At 62.5% G+C, this 16834-nt stretch carries 14 protein-coding genes; 7 read left to right on the forward strand and 7 right to left on the reverse strand.

What is annotated here, in order from left to right:
• Nucleotides 1-315: 315 nt before the first annotated feature.
• Nucleotides 316-1461: an oxidoreductase gene (locus tag AC1RRJ_RS04070; protein ID WP_493120427.1), complete on the reverse strand. Its 1146-nt coding sequence runs from the start codon at nucleotides 1459-1461 to the stop codon at nucleotides 316-318.
• A gap of 393 nt (nucleotides 1462-1854) precedes the next feature.
• Between AC1RRJ_RS04070 and bktB the strand changes: the two genes are divergently transcribed.
• From bktB to AC1RRJ_RS04100, 6 genes are all read left to right on the forward strand, one after another.
• Entirely contained in the window at nucleotides 1855-3039 is a 1185-nt protein-coding gene (gene bktB, locus AC1RRJ_RS04075; RefSeq protein ID WP_493120428.1) for a beta-ketothiolase BktB, read from the forward strand.
• A 62-nt stretch (nucleotides 3040-3101) separates the two neighbouring features.
• Nucleotides 3102-4418, forward strand: a complete 1317-nt coding sequence (locus tag AC1RRJ_RS04080) for an acyl-CoA dehydrogenase family protein (RefSeq protein ID WP_493120429.1) — start codon at nucleotides 3102-3104, stop codon at nucleotides 4416-4418.
• A gap of 30 nt (nucleotides 4419-4448) precedes the next feature.
• Nucleotides 4449-5447, forward strand: a complete 999-nt coding sequence (locus tag AC1RRJ_RS04085) for an alpha/beta hydrolase (protein ID WP_493120430.1) — start codon at nucleotides 4449-4451, stop codon at nucleotides 5445-5447.
• Between the two features lie 44 nt (nucleotides 5448-5491).
• The gene (locus AC1RRJ_RS04090) at nucleotides 5492-6268 is read left to right on the forward strand and encodes an SDR family NAD(P)-dependent oxidoreductase (protein ID WP_493120431.1); all 777 of its coding nucleotides are present in this window, start codon (nucleotides 5492-5494) and stop codon (nucleotides 6266-6268) included.
• Between the two features lie 8 nt (nucleotides 6269-6276).
• A complete protein-coding gene (locus AC1RRJ_RS04095; protein ID WP_493120433.1) occupies nucleotides 6277-6981 on the forward strand; it encodes a CoA transferase subunit A in 705 nt (234 codons plus the stop codon).
• A 2-nt stretch (nucleotides 6982-6983) separates the two neighbouring features.
• On the forward strand, nucleotides 6984-7619 hold the full coding sequence (locus tag AC1RRJ_RS04100; protein ID WP_493120434.1) for a 3-oxoacid CoA-transferase subunit B: 636 nt from the start codon (nucleotides 6984-6986) through the stop codon (nucleotides 7617-7619).
• Nucleotides 7620-7751: 132 nt separating this feature from the next.
• Here AC1RRJ_RS04100 and AC1RRJ_RS04105 read toward each other — a convergent pair whose 3' ends face one another.
• From AC1RRJ_RS04105 to AC1RRJ_RS04130, 6 genes are all read right to left on the reverse strand, one after another.
• Nucleotides 7752-8615 carry a crotonase/enoyl-CoA hydratase family protein gene (locus AC1RRJ_RS04105; RefSeq protein WP_493120435.1) on the reverse strand — a complete coding sequence of 288 codons (864 nt, stop codon included), beginning with the start codon at nucleotides 8613-8615 and terminating at the stop codon, nucleotides 7752-7754.
• A 19-nt stretch (nucleotides 8616-8634) separates the two neighbouring features.
• Nucleotides 8635-9456, reverse strand: a complete 822-nt coding sequence (locus AC1RRJ_RS04110) for an SDR family NAD(P)-dependent oxidoreductase (protein WP_493120436.1) — start codon at nucleotides 9454-9456, stop codon at nucleotides 8635-8637.
• A gap of 5 nt (nucleotides 9457-9461) precedes the next feature.
• Nucleotides 9462-10025, reverse strand: coding sequence for a carboxymuconolactone decarboxylase family protein (locus AC1RRJ_RS04115; RefSeq protein ID WP_493120437.1), 564 nt, complete (start codon nucleotides 10023-10025; stop codon nucleotides 9462-9464).
• Nucleotides 10026-10047: 22 nt separating this feature from the next.
• Nucleotides 10048-10962 carry an alpha/beta hydrolase gene (locus AC1RRJ_RS04120; RefSeq protein ID WP_493120438.1) on the reverse strand — a complete coding sequence of 305 codons (915 nt, stop codon included), beginning with the start codon at nucleotides 10960-10962 and terminating at the stop codon, nucleotides 10048-10050.
• Between the two features lie 227 nt (nucleotides 10963-11189).
• Nucleotides 11190-12437 carry a TetR/AcrR family transcriptional regulator gene (locus AC1RRJ_RS04125; RefSeq protein ID WP_493120439.1) on the reverse strand — a complete coding sequence of 416 codons (1248 nt, stop codon included), beginning with the start codon at nucleotides 12435-12437 and terminating at the stop codon, nucleotides 11190-11192.
• A 72-nt stretch (nucleotides 12438-12509) separates the two neighbouring features.
• Nucleotides 12510-14309, reverse strand: a complete 1800-nt coding sequence (locus AC1RRJ_RS04130) for a flavin-containing monooxygenase (protein ID WP_493120440.1) — start codon at nucleotides 14307-14309, stop codon at nucleotides 12510-12512.
• 327 nt (nucleotides 14310-14636) lie between these two features.
• Between AC1RRJ_RS04130 and AC1RRJ_RS04135 the strand changes: the two genes are divergently transcribed.
• A complete protein-coding gene (locus AC1RRJ_RS04135) occupies nucleotides 14637-16832 on the forward strand; it encodes a TonB-dependent receptor (RefSeq protein ID WP_493120441.1) in 2196 nt (731 codons plus the stop codon).
• Nucleotides 16833-16834 lie beyond the last annotated feature (2 nt).

Here is a 16834-nt window from a genome sequence, read left to right on the forward strand (position 1 = left end):
AAATTTGCGTTAATCGCAATCGACCTCACTTGCAAGGGTGGATCTTGCCGTCCCGCCGCATGGTGCTAAAATCTGGTTGTTTTGGCGAGGATGGAGGTGAAGTCACGGTTCTGCTTCCCGCTGACATGGCGTTGGCGGCCCACCTCCATAGAGAAAAAATCTCACCTTTCGTCGGACAACTTCTGTTGCCCGACCGACAAGCGAGCAGGGCATAAGGCAAGCTCGCGCCAGCCTGTTGGCTGGAGGCCGCCGCATCGATCCCGCCCGGTGCGGTGGCAATGATCGCGCGCTCGCGGCATCCTCCGGGTTCCTCGTTCACGCGAGCGTTGCCAGCACATCCCCCGAAAAAGGTCGAAGTTCGCTGATGCGGCCGGTGCGTATTTTGTCCGGCCATTCGGGATCGGCAAGCAAGGCCCGGCCGATCCCGACGAGATCGATTTCGCCTCGCTCGATCATGTCGAGCAGGGGAGCGAGCGATTGCATGTCGACGTTGGCGGCTTCTCCGGTCCGCCCTGCTTCCATGATCGGCCCGCCGAGTCCGATCGAGCCGACGGTCATGCAGGGGCGGCCCGTGATATAACGCGTCCAGCCTGAAAGATTGCGCGAACTGTCCGCGAAAGCCGGCTCCCAATAGCGGCGGGTCGAGCAGTCAAAGAAGGTCACGCCCGCATCGGCGAGTGGTGCCAGGAAGAGCTCCAGCTCTTGTGGCGTATCCGCAAGGCGCGCATCCCACAGGTCCGGCATTTTCCATTGCGAATATCGCAGCCCGATCGGATAATCGGGGCCTGTGCGCCGCCGGATCTCGCGGATGATTTCGACAGCGAGGCGGGCCCGCCCGGCGAAATCGCCGCCGTAGCGATCGGTGCGCTTGTTCGTTTCGCGCCAGAAGAATTGATCGATAAGATAGCCGTGGGCGGCGTGGATTTCGACACCGTCGAAGCCTGTTGCTTTGGCTGTTGCCGCAGCGGTCGCATAGGCATCGATCGTGGCTTCAATATCGGCGTCGGTCATGGCACGGCCGCCTTCGAAGCCCGCATTGCCCTTCCTGCCTGCGGATGTGGATATATAGGATGCGACTGGTCCGACGGAAACCTCCTCCGGTGCATGGCTTGCCGGGCGGATGCGTCCAAGCCCCGTGTGCCAGAGCTGGAGCATGATGCGGCCGCCGGCTTCATGGACTCCGTCCACGACAGGTTTCCAGGCGGCCAGCGCGGCGTCGCCGAAGAAGGAGGGGATATTGGAGGCGTAGGCGCCGATCGCATTGGGCGCCGCGCCTTCGGTGATGATAAGCCCGACACCGCCTTCTACCCGGCGTCGATAATAATCGACGGCCCTTGGATCGAGTATGCCGCCCGGTGCGAAGCCCCGTGTCATCGGTGACATGACGAGCCGGTTGGGCAACCGGAGCGGGCCGAGGTCAACCGGTTCGAAGAAGGGAGAAAATATGCCAGCGTCGGCCATCGCGGTTCCTTGCTTTGTCTGATTTCGCAAAATGGTCTCGGGAAAATGCGGCGGAGGTTTGCGAATTGGCGCGTTCCCGGATCGGTGTGCGCGCGGTCAAATCTCTCCGGCCGCGGGTGTGCGCCGCAATTGGATTGTCACTTCAGGGCCAGGGCTCCAGCGTTTCGCCTGACCCGATCCCCCGTCTTCCTCCTGTCAGGCCGGATGCCGATATATCATGCAATAATGTCATACAAGACAGCGCGGTAGTCAAGCGAATATCTGCCAAATTTGATTATTTGTAGGACAATATTGACCTAAAAGGCTTGACCTCCCGGCACGGCCTGATAGTTTCCGGGCGCATCGCGATGGAGACGCCTCCTCGGCGAGGTGCAAAGTTGGGAGGCCCATTGGGTGCTAAATGATGTTGTTATCGCGTCGGCGGTTCGCACGGCGATCGGGGATTTTGGTGGAAGCCTGAAGGATATCCCGCCCTGCGAGCTCGGCCGGCTGGTGATCCGGGAAGCCGTCGATCGTGCCGGCCTGCTCCCTGCGGACATCCAGCATATTGTCATGGGCCAGGTCATCCAGAGTCACCCGAAGGACATGTATCTGGCGCGCATAGCCGCCATAAAGGCGGGCATTCCGACGCGCGCGCCCGCCTTGACGCTCAACCGGCTCTGTGGATCGGGTGTGCAGGCAATTATCTCTGCGGCGCAGATGATCCGTCTCGGCGAATGCCGGACGGCAGTGGCGGGAGGTGCGGAGAGCATGAGCCAATCACCCCATGTCGTGCCGACGCTGCGTTGGGGAAAGCGAATGGGCGATGCGCCGATGCTCGACGCGATGATCGAGGCGCTGCACGATCCCTTTGGTCATGGCCATATGGGCATAACCGCCGAAAATATAGCGCAGCGGCACGGCATCAGCCGGCGCGCGCAGGATGAGGCGGCCGTGCAAAGTCATCACCGTGCTGCGCGAGCGATCGCCGAGGGGCGGTTTGACGAGCAGATTCTGCCGGTCGAAGTTCGCACGCGCAAGGGGACCGTCATTTTCCGCACCGACGAGCATGTGCGTGCCGAAGCCGACGTCGAGAGCATGAGCCTGCTGAAACCGGCCTTTCTCAAGGAGAATGGCACGGTTACGGCCGGCAATGCCTCGGGATTGAACGATGGTGCGGCCGCGGTTGTGCTGATGAGCAGCGAGGAGGCGGCGAACAGCGGGGTGCAGCCCATGGCGCGCATTCTGGGCTGGGGCCATGCCGGGGTCGATCCGGACGTGATGGGGCTTGGGCCGGTCGAAGCCGTGCCCATCGCGCTGAAAAATTCCGGGCTGACGCTCGCCGATATGGATGTGATCGAAAGCAATGAGGCCTTCGCAGCCCAAGCCTGCGCGGTTGCGGACGCGCTGGGATTCGATCCCGAGCGCACCAATCCCAACGGCAGCGGCATCTCGCTTGGTCATCCGGTCGGAGCGACCGGCGCGATCATCACCGTCAAGGCCATCTACGAGTTGAGGCGCGTCGGCGGGCGCTACGGGCTGGTGACGATGTGCATCGGCGGCGGGCAGGGGATCGCCATGGTGATCGAGAGGATCTGATCGCGCGGAAAAATCGCCACCGTGGAAACGGCGGGGCAACAATCGAAAAGGGATAAAGATTGATGGATATTGGCCCAGGCCGCAAAAGCGCGGCGCTCGTGGAACGTCTGAAGGACTTCATGGCCACGCACGTCTATCCGAATGAACGCCGATACTATCTCGAGGCCGAACGCCTCGGCCCTTGGGCTGTCTATCCGGCAGTCGAGGAACTCAAGCCGCTCGCGCGCGAGGCCGGGCTCTGGAATCTCTTCCTGCCGGCGCAGGAATGCGAGGAGGGGCTGAGCAACGTCGATTATGCGCCGCTGTGCGAGATCATGGGGCGTTCGCTTTTCGCTCCTGAAATCTTCAACTGCTCCGCGCCCGATACCGGAAATATGGAAACCATATTGCGATACGGAACGCCGGAGCAAAAGGATCGCTGGCTCAAGCCGCTGCTCGCGGGCGATATCCGTTCTGCATTTGCGATGACCGAGCCCGAAGTGGCTTCGTCCGATGCCACCAACATCGGTACCTCGATCCTGCGAGACGGGGACGATTATGTCATCAACGGACGCAAGTGGTACACCACCGGGGCCACGGATCCGCGCTGCAAGATTCTCATCGTCATGGGCAAATCCGATCCCGAAGGCGAGGATGTCTATCGCCGCCAGTCGATGATCCTGGTGCCGAAGAACACGCCGGGCGTCCGGGTGGTCCGCGCGCTGCCGGTCCTCGGTTTCTACGGTGTGCCGGACAAGGCCGCCGAGGTGCATTTCGACAATGTCCGTGTACCGGCGTCGAATATTTTGCTCGGCGAGGGACGCGGCTTCGAAATTGCGCAGGGGCGGCTGGGACCGGGGCGCATCCATCACTGCATGCGGCTCATCGGCCTGTGCGAGCGGGTGCTGGAACGCATGTGTCGCCGGGCAGAGCAGCGCTTTCCGTTCGGCCGTGCGCTTTCCGAACAGACTGTGACGCTCGAGCGCATAGCCGAAGCCCGCATCAGGATCGAGCAGGCGCGGCTGCTGACGATGAAGGCCGCCTGGATGATGGATACCGTCGGCAACAAGGGCGCGCGGCAGGAAATCGCCATGATCAAGGTTGTGGCGCCCGCAATGGCGCAGCAGATCGTGGACTGGGCCATTCAGATATTTGGCGGCGGCGGTACCAATAATGATCATTATCTCGCGGCGGCGCTCGCCAATGCGCGCCTGCTGCGGCTCGCCGATGGGCCGGACGAGGTGCACCGCAATCAAATCGCGCGGCTGGAACTGAAGCGTTACCGCGGCATCGATCCGGCGCGCAGCGGCGGCCATGCCGACGTGCTGTCGCCTGAAGAGGCCGACATGATGATGCACCAGGGCCGTTGGCCGAAGCCCGCAGACTGGGATTTGGGCTGATATTTTCCCGCAACCTGTCTGGAGTGAAAAATGGATAGCGATCAGACCGATTTCGAGCCGCTCCATGTGGCAGCGCGCATCATTTCTCCGCCGATGTCGGTGAGCCGCGAGGCGCGCGATATTCTGGCGACCTTCGCGCGCGCCGCGACAGAGGCGCCAGCCGCTTATCCTGCCACTGAAGATGTGGCGTCCTGGAAAGCGATGGTGGCGGCAAGCGACGAGGGAATGAGCGCGATGATCTTCCGGGCGGAGCATGACGCCGCCTGCCAGGCCGAAGCGGTCGACCTGGGAGGCGTGTCATCGTATCGCGCAGTGCCCCGGGCTTCCCCGAATGGAACTCCGGATATCCTGTTCGATCTGCATGGCGGCGGATTGATCCTCGGCGGGGGCGATCTCGTCCGGCGCTTCGCCCTGAAGGCCGCGACCGAATATGGCGTCGAGGTCTTCGCACCCGATTACCGCATGCCGCCCGATTTCCCTTATCCGGCCGCCCTCGACGACTGTGTTGCAGCCTATCTGGCGCTTCTGGAGAGGCATCCGGCTGAGCGGATTATCGTCCAGGGATCATCGGCCGGGGGCAATCTGGCCGCAGCGCTGATGCTGCGCCTGCGCGATATGGGCGCACCCTTTCCGGCGGGTCTGATCCTCCAGACCCCTGAAATCGACCTCACCGAGTCAGGTGACAGTTTTCGGACCAATCTCGGGGTTGATACCATTCTTCGCGCCAGTCTGATGCCGATCAATATCCTTTATGCGAACGGCCACGACCTGCGCGACCCGATGCTATCGCCGCTCTTTGCCGATTTCTCCAAAGGGTTTCCGCCGACAATCGTCTCGACCGGAACCCGTGACCTGTTCCTTTCCAACGCCGTGCGCTTTCACAACAGGCTCCGCCGCGCGGGCGTGCCGAGCGAACTGATCGTCATGGAAGCGATGCCTCATGGCGGCTTTCTGGGCGCGCCGGAGGATGCAGAGCTGCTCGAAGATTTGCGCACCTGGGCGCAAGGAATCTGGCGTGCAACGTCTTGAATCTGAGATGGCTATAGCCGCGAGAAAGCGCGGATATCCTGCTTATGTTTTTCAACTCTGGAGGCAAAATGCTGCCCGATTTCAATCTGGACAATAAGACGGCGCTCGTGACCGGCGCCTCGAGCGGTTTCGGCGCGCATTTCGCCGAGGTGCTGGCGAGTGCGGGCGCTTCGGTCATTCTCGGCGCCCGCCGGGTGGAGATGCTGTCCGCCGTTGCCGACAAGATCAGAGGAGCCGGCGGCCGCTGCGAGACCATCGCGCTCGACGTGACAAGCCCGGCGAGCATCGCACAATCGGCGGCGACGATCGAGCGGGCGGACATTCTCGTCAACAATGCCGGAATCGTCCGCGCCTCGGCCCTGCTCGACCATGTCGAAGATGACTGGGACGCGGTGATGGACACGAACGCAAAGGGCATGTTCCTGATGACCCAGGCGGTCGCCAGGGGCATGAAAACACGGGATGGCGGGGCGATCGTCAACATCGCCTCGATCACGGGCCTGCGCCAGGGAAGCGGCATCGTCTCCTATGCCGTGTCGAAGGCGGCGGCGATCCAGCTCACCAAAATCTCCGCCCTGGAGCTCGCCCGTTTCGGAATCCGCGTGAACGCGCTCGCGCCGGGCTATGTGTCGACCGACCTCAACGCGGAATATTGGGAATCCGAGGGAGGGAAGGCGATGATGAGGCGCATTCCGCAACGCCGTCTTGGCCGGATGCAGGATCTCGATGGTCCGCTCCTGCTCCTGGCCTCCGATGCATCGGCCTACATGACCGGCTCGGTCATCGCGGTCGATGGCGGCCATCTCGTCAGTACATTGTGAGGCTCGACATGGCGCAACGACTTTTTGATACGGCTCCCGATGCTCTGGCGGGCCTGCTTTTCGACGGGATGACGATCGCGGCCGGCGGTTTCGGATTGTGCGGCATTCCCGAAACATTGATCGCGGCGATCCGGGACAGCGGCGTCAGGGATCTCACGATCATTTCGAACAATGCCGGTGTCGACGATTATGGCCTCGGCCTGCTGCTGCGCAGCCGGCAGGTCCGGAAAATGATCTCCTCCTATGTCGGCGAGAATAAGGAGTTCGAACGGCAATATCTTGCCGGCGAGCTGGAACTCGAATTTAATCCGCAAGGCACGCTCGCCGAACGGATCCGGGCGGGAGGAGCCGGCATCGCGGGCTTCTTCACGCGAACCGGTGTCGGCACCATCGTTGCCGACGGCAAGGAAGAAAGGATGTTCAAGGGCGAGCGCTACATTCTTGAAACCGGGCTCGTCGCCGACCTTGCAATCGTCAAGGCCTGGCGGGGCGACGAGCTCGGCAATCTCGTCTACCGGAAGACGGCGCGGAACTTCAATCCGATGGTCGCCACCTGCAGCGCGATGACCGTCGCGGAGGTGGAGGAGATTGTCCCCGCCGGCGAGATCGACCCCGACCATATTCATTCCGCCGGCATCTTCGTCCAGCGTCTGGTGCCAGCCAGCCGGAACGAGAAGCGGATCGAGAAACGCATCACACGGACGGAGGCCTGAACATGTCCTGGACACGCAATCAGATGGCGGCGCGCGCGGCGCGGGAACTTCGTGACGGTTTCTACGTCAATCTGGGCATCGGCATCCCGACGCTGGTCGCGGACAATATCCCGCCGGGCATCAACGTGACTCTGCAATCGGAAAACGGCATGCTTGGCCTTGGTCCCTATCCTCATGAGGATGAGGTCGATTCCGATGTGATCAATGCGGGCAAGGAAACGATTACCGAGCTTGTCGGTACAAGCTATGTTTCATCCGCTGACAGCTTCGGCATGATCCGGGGCGGTCACATCAACCTGTCGGTGCTTGGTGCGATGGAAGTCGCCCAAAATGGTGACATTGCGAACTGGATGATCCCTGGAAAGATGGTCAAGGGCATGGGCGGCGCGATGGATCTCGTTGCCGGGGTCCGGAAGATCATCGTGCTCATGGATCATGTGGCGCGCGACGGCAGCCCCAAATTCCGTAGCGCCTGCACCTTGCCGCTCACCGGCTCCAATGTGGTCGACATGCTCATAACGGACCTGGCGGTGTTCGTGCGGCCGGACCGTTCTTCGGCCTTTCGCCTGATCGAAATCGCTCCCGGCGTGTCGATCGAGGATGTCCGGTCGTCGACCGAGGCGCATTTCGATCCATGAAGAAACGTTTGGCTCCGGTAATATGCTTACCCGGTCATGTCCGGATTGCGCCCGAAATTGGCCATTGAACGATCTGGTGGTCCGTTTCGAAAGCCGACTTCTGCTACGCTTCTGCAGGTATCGAAACGCCCCCTAAGTGAGATCGGGCATTTTCGAAGCGACGCTCGAAAAATTCGGGGTTCGCTTTTCCAGAAACGCCGCCACGCCCTCCTTGCCGTCGGCGATGCTTGTATAGAACATCGCGAGCGAATCGACGTGATGTGCTTCGATCGGGTGGTGTGCGGCCGCGTTGCGCCACAACATCTGCCGCGCCAATGCGACCGCGACCGGCGAGCGATTGTCGATGAACTTCCGGGCGAGCGCCTTGGCCTCGTCGAGGAGCGTTTCGGGCGCATGGACCGAGCGCAACAGCCCGCCGCGCAATCCCTCCTGCGCGTCGAAGATATCGGCGGATAGCACCCATTCGAGCGCCTGTTGCGGGCCGACGAGGCGGGGCAGGAACCAGGTCGAACAGGCTTCCGGCGTAATCCCGAGCCGTCCGAAGACGAAGCCGATTCGCGCCTTTTCGGACGCCATGCGAATGTCCATCGCCAGCGTCATCGTCGCACCGATGCCGACCGCAGCACCGTTGATCGCGGCGATCACGGGCTTTTTGCAGTTGAAGATGGCGAGGGTTACGCGGCCGCCTTCGTCGCGAACACCGTCGCGATCATAGCCGGTGCCGACGGTTTCGCGCATGCTGGCGATCGTTGGGCGCTGGCTTTCGTCGAGGCCGAAGACATTGCCTTCTACGTCCAGATCCATGCCGGCGCAAAAGGCTTTGCCGGCGCCGGTGACGATGATCGCGCCGACGGCGTCATCCTCGCTGGCGCGGGTGAAAGCATCAACCAGCTCGTCGGCCATTTGGAGGTTGAAGGCGTTCATCTGCTCGGGGCGATCGAGGGTGAGCGTCATCACGCGGTCCTCGATGACGCAGTTGATCGTCGAATAGGTCATGGTCTTTTGTCCTGCTGGTTTAGCGGTCAGCGTTGCCGACCCGCGTCGTGAAACCGCCATCGACGGGCAGCAGCGCGCCAGTGATATATTTGGCCTCGTCCGACGCGAGGAAGAGCGCCGCAAAAGCCGTGTCCCATGCATCGCCCATGCCGCCCTTTAGCGGAACGCGGGCGTCGCGCGCGGCGCGGGCCTGCGCGGTCGATGAGGCGGTTGCCGCCGCGGTGGCATCGATCGCCATCGGGGTATCCATCAACCCCGGCAGGATCGCGTTGCAGCGTATGCCGTGAGCGGCGTTCGAGCTGGCGACTGCGAGCGTCAGCCGGTTCACGGCAGCTTTCGATACCATGTAAGCGATCGCGGTGTCGCCCGCGACCGACGCGAGCGAGGAGATGTTGACGATCGACCCGCCGCCACGATTGCGCATGATCGGGATCGCCGCCTTGATCGTCAGCCACATGCCCTTCAAATTCACGTCGAGGGTCGTGTCGAACGCCGCCTCCGAAGCCTTGTCCGGTGGACCGTCGGCTTCGGCGCCGGTGACGCCGATCCCGACATTGTTGACGAGAATGTCGATTGCGCGCCAGCGCGCCAGCGCGGCGTCGAAAATGCCCGTGACATCATCGGCGCGGACGATGTCGGCGGCGTGGCTCCACGCGTTGCCGCCCTCGGCCGCGATTGCCGTAACGGTGTCGTCGGCGCGCGCGATATCGCGGTCGACGCACAGGACGTCGGCGCCTTCGCGCGCGAACAGCATCGCCATCGCGCGGCCATTGCCGATCGTGTCGCCGGGAGTTTGCCCGGCGCCGATGATGATCGCGGTCTTGCCCGCCAGCCTCGCCATGATGGTCAGGCCTTCAGGTCGGGATCGAGCGTCAGGCCGGGATCAAGCTGAACCCCGAAGCTGTTCAGGAACATCGAGACCTGCGTGTACTGACCAGCGGTATAGACGGCGTCCATGCACTGGGTCTCGTCGAACTGCGCACGCAACTGCGCCCATGTTGCGCCGCTGACGAAATGGTCGGCGATGAGTTCGTTGGCCATGTGGATCAGCGCCGCCTCGCCGGGTTCCCAACCCGCTTCGGCGCCCTGTTTGATCCGCGTAATCTCGTCGGCCGAGAGGCCCGATTGGAGGCCGATCTGTTCGTGCTGGGCAAATTCATAGCCCGATTTGCAGAGGTACCCGACGCGCAGGATGATGATCTCGCGTTGACGCGGGGTCAGGCTACCGTTCGGGGCGAGGATATAATTGCCCCAGGCGAGAAACGCCTTCAGCGCGGCCGGGGTGCGAACAAAGGTCGCAAAAATATTGAGCAGCGGCATTTGTGCGAGCAACGGCGCGAGGATCGCGCGCTGCTCTTGGGTCAGTTCGTCTTCGCGCAGCGGCGCGATGCGGGGGGCGTCCAATCGCATGTTCGTCTCCGTTTTCTTAGGTTCAGCGGGCGAGCTGGCGCGCGATCCACGCGCCGGCTTCGGCGATCGCAGCGGGGCCTGACGTGGGCAGCGCGAGGTGGAAGAGCGGCCAGGCGTGGGCCATCTCGGCCCAGACATGCAGTTCGACGTCGATGCCAGCGATCGCCGCACGCTCGGCGAATGTGGTCGAATCGCTCAGGAACAGCTCGTCGGTGCCGACCTGGATGAACAGCGGGGGCAGGCCGGCAAGGTCGGCCTTGATCGGCGACACCAGCGGATCGTCGACCGCGGTTCCTGCGCCGACATAGGCGCCGACGCAGCGATCGAGCGCGGCGCGGGTGATCAGCGGGTCGTGCGGCGCGCGCGCTTCATAGGACGCGCCCTCCAGTGTCAGGTCGAGCCAGGGGCTGAGCAGATAGGCTCCGGCGGGCAGCGGCAGGCCGAGTTCGCGCAGCTTGAGCAGCAGCGCGGCGGTCAGATTGCCGCCGGCGGACTCGCCGCCGACGATCAGTTGATCCGCCGCGAAGCCTTCACCCAAGACATAGCGATAGGTTGCGACCGCATCGTCGAGCGCCGCCGGATAGGGGTGCTCGGGCGCCAGCCGATAATCCATGTTGAACGTGACCACCCCGGCTGCGGTCGCGAGGCGCGACACGAGATGCCGGTGGCTGAGGCTGCTGCCGAAAGTGTGGCCGCCGCCATGATGATAGAGCAAAGCGCGGCTGGTGTCGGCGCCGCGCGGGGTGATGCGCTCGCCGCGCACCCCGTCGGCGATGATCGGCTCGATCACGCAATTTTCGGCGGGGGGCATCGCGCCGTGGAAGGCGTCGAACTGCGTCCGCTCTGCTTCGAAACTCGTCGGCTGCGTCGCCTGGAACGCGGTCATCGCCGCCATTTGTTCCTTGAACGCAGCTATGTCTGGATCCCGTCCGGTCATCTCACCCTCATTTATGTTTTTACGATTGAGTGCAAACAGTCTCCTATTCGATATTTCATGTCAAGCAAATAGACATGGGCTTGCCGCTCGCGGCGCAGGCGGGGATCGGCGTCCGTAAATTCTGAAGCGGGATGTGCCTTGTGCCGTCATTGCGAGCGCAGCGAAGCAATCCAGAGCGGTGTAAGCCCGCCCTGGACTGCTTCGCTGCGCTCGCAATAAGACTCAGATCAGATCGCGCGCAGGCCCAGCCGGATCAGATCGGCGATCTCGCGCGGCGCAGTCTCGCGCTCGGCAGGTGAAAAACTGTCGTGCCACTTGGGCAGCCACTGAAAAGTCCCGGGAGCCATCGCCATGAACGCGCGGGCGTTGGGTACGGTGATCGACCCTTCCTTCTGACCCGCGGTCTGGATTTGCAAATAGGCATTCATCAGCCGGATAGCCGATTCATCGACCTCTGCGCGTGCTTCCACCGGCAGCGCCTCGAAACCCGCGAGCGGCGACAGCGTCGCCCAATCCTCGCGCAAGCTGGCCTCGGTGTTGGCATACATCGCCATGCAGATCGACTCGAGCCGCGAACCGTCATAGGACAGCCCCGCCTGTGCAATATCCTCCCAGATGCGGAAGGCGCGGCGATAGCAAGCGACGACCAGCGTCTCCTTGTCGCCGACATTGTGATAGATGACCTTCTTGGTCACCCCGACGCGCATCGCGATTTCCTCGAGCGAGGTCGCGTCGACGCCCTTGAGGTTGAACAGCCACGACGCCGACGCCAGCAACGCCTCCTGCTTCGCCGCCGCCATTGCCTCGGCGTTGAAGACATTGTCGGCACGCATCGCCCCGCGCGACATGTCCATCGGCCGATAGGCGATCAGCGCCTTACGGTCGGCAGCGATGCCGCTGTCGAGAAGCGCCTTGATCGCGGTGACCATGTCGGCTTGCGTCAATTGGGTGTTCGATCCCCAGCGCTTCGCCATCGAAATCCACGACACCAGCCCGATGATCGCCTGTGCGGCGATGCCCGATGCGCAGGAGCGCAGCTCGCCGCGCCGTGCGCCGCCGTTCAATATTTCGACGATGGTGGCAAGGATCGCTTCGTACAGGCCAAGAATCGTGTTGCGTTGTTCGGGATGCAGAAACGCCGCTTCGCTGAGCGAAGCGAAATCGGGCTCGTCGACGCCGAGCATCCCGTCGATGAAATGGTTGAGGATCGTCAGCGCGTCGCCGCCGGCGTGCACCGCTTCGCTCAGCCGCCGCGCCATCATCTCGCACGACCGGCGATAGCTTTGGAACACCAGATCCTGCTGGTCCTCGAAGTAATAATAAAGCGCGGCGCGCGACACGCCGATCGTCTGTGCGAGATCGGCGAGCGAGGTTTGCGAAACGCCGCGGCTGTTGAGCGCGCGCGCCGCCTCTTCCAGAAACAGTGCGCGCTTGCTGCCGCGCGTCGCGCGCGTCTTGCTTTTGGGTGCGGTCATGGGACGTGTCTCACCACGCGAAACCGCTGACGTCAACACGTCCCATGACACCCATATGTCAGTATTTTCCGCTTATTGCGGCACGCAGATCATTCCCGGCAGGCCACCAGCGGCGCGCCACGCGTCGATCTTGTGCGTGAACAGGATCGGCCCGCCGCCATAGAAGCCGGCGCGCGCAGTCTGGTCCGACGGCATGCCTTCATTGTTGTAATAGCCCGGCGTGCATTCCTCGTCGAAGGCGCGGCGCATGCCGGCGAAGGAGAGGACATCGGCGACCCATTCCTGCTCTGCTTCCACGCTCGGTTCGACCGAAGCCAGTTTCTGGTCGACGCAATGGCGCACGATATGCGCGACATGGCGGCTGGAGATGTTGAGCATGTGCGTGAAATTCGGCGTGTTCGCGGTCTGCGCGTTGCCGAGCACGAACAAATTGGGAAATCCGTTCGTGGTGAAGCCGTGCAGCGTCGAAATCCCGTCGGCCCATTTGTCGGTCAGCGTCAGCCCGCCGCGGCCATAGGTCTGGAACCCGGCCCGCCGCGCATAGTCGGTCTGGAATTCAAACCCGGTGCTGTAAATCAGGCAGTCGAGTTCATGCTCGACGCCCTCGACGACGACACCCTTTTCGGTGATCCGCTCGACGCCTTGTCCCTTGGTATCGACCAGCGTGACATTGGCGCGGTTGAAGGTCTCCAGATAGGCGTCGTTGAAGCACGGCCGCTTGCACATCTGGTCATAATAGGGCTTCAACGCTTCGGCGGTCGCGGGATCGGCGACGATGGCATCGACCCGCGCGCGAATTCGCTCCATCCGTTTGAAATCATTCATCTGGATGCGCGCGAGCGCGTCACCCTGCGCGAGCAGTTCGACCCCGACGCCGCCCAATATTTCGGTCCAGCCGTCGGCGACCAGATCCTCGTCGGCGACCCCGCCGCTGACCAGCGCGTTGAAATTGTCCATCCGCCGCTGCTGCCAGCCCGGCGTCAGGCTCGCGGCCCATGCAGGGTCGGTCGGCTGGTTGTGGCGGGCATCGACCGACGAAGGCGTGCGCTGAAAGACATGGAGATGCCCCGCGGCTTCGGCGAGGTGCGGCACCGCCTGGATCGAGGTCGCGCCGGTGCCGATGATCCCGACGCGCTTGCCGGCAAGACCGGTCATCCCGCCTGTCGCATCGCCGCCAGTATAGGCATAGTCCCAGCGGCTGGTGTGGAACATATGTCCCTTGAAGCTTTCGACGCCGGGGATGCCCGGCAGCTTGGGGCGCTGAAGCGGCCCGGTCGACAGGATCACGAAGCGCGCCTTGATCGCATCGCCGCGATCGGTCGAGACGATCCAGCGGGCGATGTCTTCGTCCCAGCGCAATTCGGTCACCGCGGTCTGGAAACAGGCCTTGTCATAGAGGCCGAAATGGCGGCCGATCGCCTGGCTGTGCGCGAAAATTTCGGGCGCACGGGCATATTTTTCGGTCGGGATCGTGTTCAGCTCTTCGAGCAGCGGCATATAGACATAAGATTCGATGTCGCACGCCGCGCCGGGATAGCGGTTCCAATACCATGTGCCGCCGAAGTCGCCGCCGCGCTCGATGATCCGGACATCGTCGATCCCTGCTTCGCGCAGCCGCGCCGCCGCCATCAGCCCGCCAAAGCCGCCGCCGACTACGACCGCCTCGACTTCGTCCGACAAGGGCGCACGGGTGAAGCCGGGCTCGACATAAGGGTCTTCGAGGAAGTGAGAGAAGGCGCCGTCGACCGCGACATATTGCGATGTGCCCTCGGCGCGCAGCCGGCGATCGCGCTCTTCGCGATATTTGGCGCGCAGCGCTGCGGGGTCGAAAGCCAGTTCGGCGGTGTCGCCGCTATCACCGATATGCGTCATTCTGCTCTCCTTGATGTGCATTGCCTGAGCGGCAATTGGTATTTTGACAAACAGGTGCACATAATCCCTTCAATTTCCAAAACCGTCAAGAGGCTTGCGCGATGCCGGGCCGCGATCTGGAGCGAGAATCCGCAATTCCGATGATATTCCGCGCCATTTTAATGGCTTGGCTCATATGATTTTTATGGCCTGCGGTCAGAAATATACGACATCGAGCTAATTTGCACTCATATGTAGAAAACCGTTGACTTGGCACTGACGTTTTGAGGTATGAAGGCCCCAGAATGTCAAAACGCCCGTTCGAGGCGAATCACGGAGAGGAAAGTCATGCGACGCATATCCAAAATATTGTTGAGCAGCGCGGCCACCATGACGGCGCTGGTCATCCCGCATGTGGCGCTGGCTGAGGCTGCCGACGCGGCGCCAGCCGACGGCGCGGCCGCCGCTAGCGGCGAGATTGTCGTCACCGCGCAAAAGCGGTCGGAAAGCGTCCAGAAGGTCCCGGCCTCGATCACCGCGATCGGCGGCGAAGCGCTGACCCAGCGCGGGATCACCAGCGCGGCGGACCTGCAATTTGCGGTCCCCAGCATGCAGACCGGCAAGATTCTCGGCAATACGGCGATCAACATCCGCGGCGTCGGGCTCAATCAGGGCGCGCCGGGCGTCGCGATCCATATCGACGGCGTCTATCAGGCGCAGCCGACGATGGGCGATCTAGCGCAGGCTGACCTTGAGCGCGTCGAAGTGCTGCGCGGGCCGCAGGGCACGCTCTATGGCCGCAACGCCACCGGCGGCGCGGTCAACTTCATCACTAAGGCGCCGACCGATCGCTTCGAGGGCTATGTGCTCCTCGGCCTGGCCGAATATGACGAAATGAAATTACAGGGGATGGTCAACGTCCCGATCGGCGACCGCGTGCGCGCGCGCCTTGTCGCCGACTGGACGCGGCGCAGCGACGGCTTCGTCAAAAATGTGACCCCCGGCGGGCCCGACCTCGACAAGGGCGAAACATTCTCGGGGCGGCTGCGCATCGCTGCCGATCTCACCGACAATCTGACCCTCGATCTAAGCGGTGCGGCGCTGCACGGAACTGGGCCGAGCCTCTATTTCACGCTGCACAACAAGCCGTCGGCCGATGCAATCGCGAAGAATCCCTATCTGGCGGACGCGATCGTGCCGCTCGATCCCTGGCGCACAAGCGCCAATGGCCCGATCACCTCCGACCGCGATTATGTGTCGGGCGGGGCGACGCTGACTTGGAATATCGGCGACGCGACGGTCAAATCGATCACCGGCTATGCCAAGAATGACGGCAAATATGTCGGCGACGACGATGGGACCCAGATCGACGCCTTTCCGGTATTCCGTCACATTCGGTCGAAGACTTTTACCCAAGAATTGAACGTCAGCGGCGAGATCGGGCCCGTGCGCGCGGTCGGCGGCCTCTTCTACATGGCCGACAACAGCTATTATATGCAGGAATATGATTTCAAGCTCGGCATCTTCCCGCTGCCGCCGGGCACGATCCTGCATTTCACCGCGAACAACAATAATACGCGCAGCAAGGCGGCGTTCGCCGACTTGACCGTCGATCTGACCGAGCGCTTTCGTCTGATCGGCGGCGTACGCGTGTCGAAGGACACCCAGCGGATCGAGCAGGACAATTATTTCCAGCTCAACATCGGCGGCAACGCGCTGCCGCGGACATCGACTTGCCCGGTGGCTTCGAACGAAGTGTCCTGGTCGTCGACGACGCCGCGCATCGGCGCGCAGTTCGACCTCGCGTCGAACGCCAATGTTTATGCGACCTTCTCGAAGGGCTTCAAGGCCGGCGGCTTCAACGCCTTTGCCTGCAATAACGTCTTCAACCCGGAAAAAGTGACCGCCTATGAAGGTGGGATCAAGAGTCGGCTGTTCGACAATATGCTGACGCTCAACGCCTCGGCCTTCTATTATGACTACACCAATTTGCAGATTTCGCAGGTCATCGGCCTGTCGCGCATCATCACCAACGCGGCCGGTGCGCGGGTGAAGGGCCTTGAGCTTGAAGCGACGCTGCAGCCCGACAGCCACTGGACGATCAACGGCAATATGTCGTTGCTCGACGCCGAATATAGCAATTTCAGCAATGTCGATTCGCTGGCGCCCGGCCTCGGCGTTCAGGATCTGCGCGGCAACCGGCTCAACAATGCGCCCAAATTCTCGGGCAATATGGGGGTCGCCTATCGCACCGATGCGCTGTCTTTCGGCCGGATCACGGGACGCGCCGACGTCAGCTATCGCTCGACCCAATATTTCCGCGAGTTCAACACCGCGCTGGATTCGCAGCCGAGCTATGCGCTGCTCAACCTTAGCCTGATCTGGGATAGCCCCGACGACAATTACCGCCTCCGCCTTTACGCCAATAATGTCACCAACAAAGCGATCATTGGCCAGCTGCAATCAACCGACCAGTTGGGCGCACGTTACGTGACCTGGGGTGCTCCGCGCCAGATCGGTGCCGAAGTTCGCGCCAAATTCTGACC

The organism is Sphingopyxis sp. GW821-FHT12C06, assembly GCF_058807415.1.

Excerpts from the sequence above, each read along its gene's own strand:
- AC1RRJ_RS04070 (WP_493120427.1), bottom strand. The coding sequence starts at position 1,461 with ATGGCCGACGCTGGCATATTTTCTCCCTTCTTCGAACCGGTTGACCTC.
- AC1RRJ_RS04080 (WP_493120429.1), top strand. The coding sequence starts at position 3,102 with ATGGATATTGGCCCAGGCCGCAAAAGCGCGGCGCTCGTGGAACGTCTG.
- AC1RRJ_RS04085 (WP_493120430.1), top strand. The coding sequence starts at position 4,449 with ATGGATAGCGATCAGACCGATTTCGAGCCGCTCCATGTGGCAGCGCGC.
- AC1RRJ_RS04090 (WP_493120431.1), top strand. The coding sequence starts at position 5,492 with ATGTTTTTCAACTCTGGAGGCAAAATGCTGCCCGATTTCAATCTGGAC.
- AC1RRJ_RS04095 (WP_493120433.1), top strand. The coding sequence starts at position 6,277 with ATGGCGCAACGACTTTTTGATACGGCTCCCGATGCTCTGGCGGGCCTG.
- AC1RRJ_RS04100 (WP_493120434.1), top strand. The coding sequence starts at position 6,984 with ATGTCCTGGACACGCAATCAGATGGCGGCGCGCGCGGCGCGGGAACTT.
- AC1RRJ_RS04105 (WP_493120435.1), bottom strand. The coding sequence starts at position 8,615 with ATGACCTATTCGACGATCAACTGCGTCATCGAGGACCGCGTGATGACG.
- AC1RRJ_RS04110 (WP_493120436.1), bottom strand. The coding sequence starts at position 9,456 with ATGGCGAGGCTGGCGGGCAAGACCGCGATCATCATCGGCGCCGGGCAA.
- AC1RRJ_RS04115 (WP_493120437.1), bottom strand. The coding sequence starts at position 10,025 with ATGCGATTGGACGCCCCCCGCATCGCGCCGCTGCGCGAAGACGAACTG.
- AC1RRJ_RS04120 (WP_493120438.1), bottom strand. The coding sequence starts at position 10,962 with ATGACCGGACGGGATCCAGACATAGCTGCGTTCAAGGAACAAATGGCG.
- AC1RRJ_RS04125 (WP_493120439.1), bottom strand. The coding sequence starts at position 12,437 with ATGACCGCACCCAAAAGCAAGACGCGCGCGACGCGCGGCAGCAAGCGC.
- AC1RRJ_RS04130 (WP_493120440.1), bottom strand. The coding sequence starts at position 14,309 with ATGACGCATATCGGTGATAGCGGCGACACCGCCGAACTGGCTTTCGAC.
- AC1RRJ_RS04135 (WP_493120441.1), top strand. The coding sequence starts at position 14,637 with ATGCGACGCATATCCAAAATATTGTTGAGCAGCGCGGCCACCATGACG.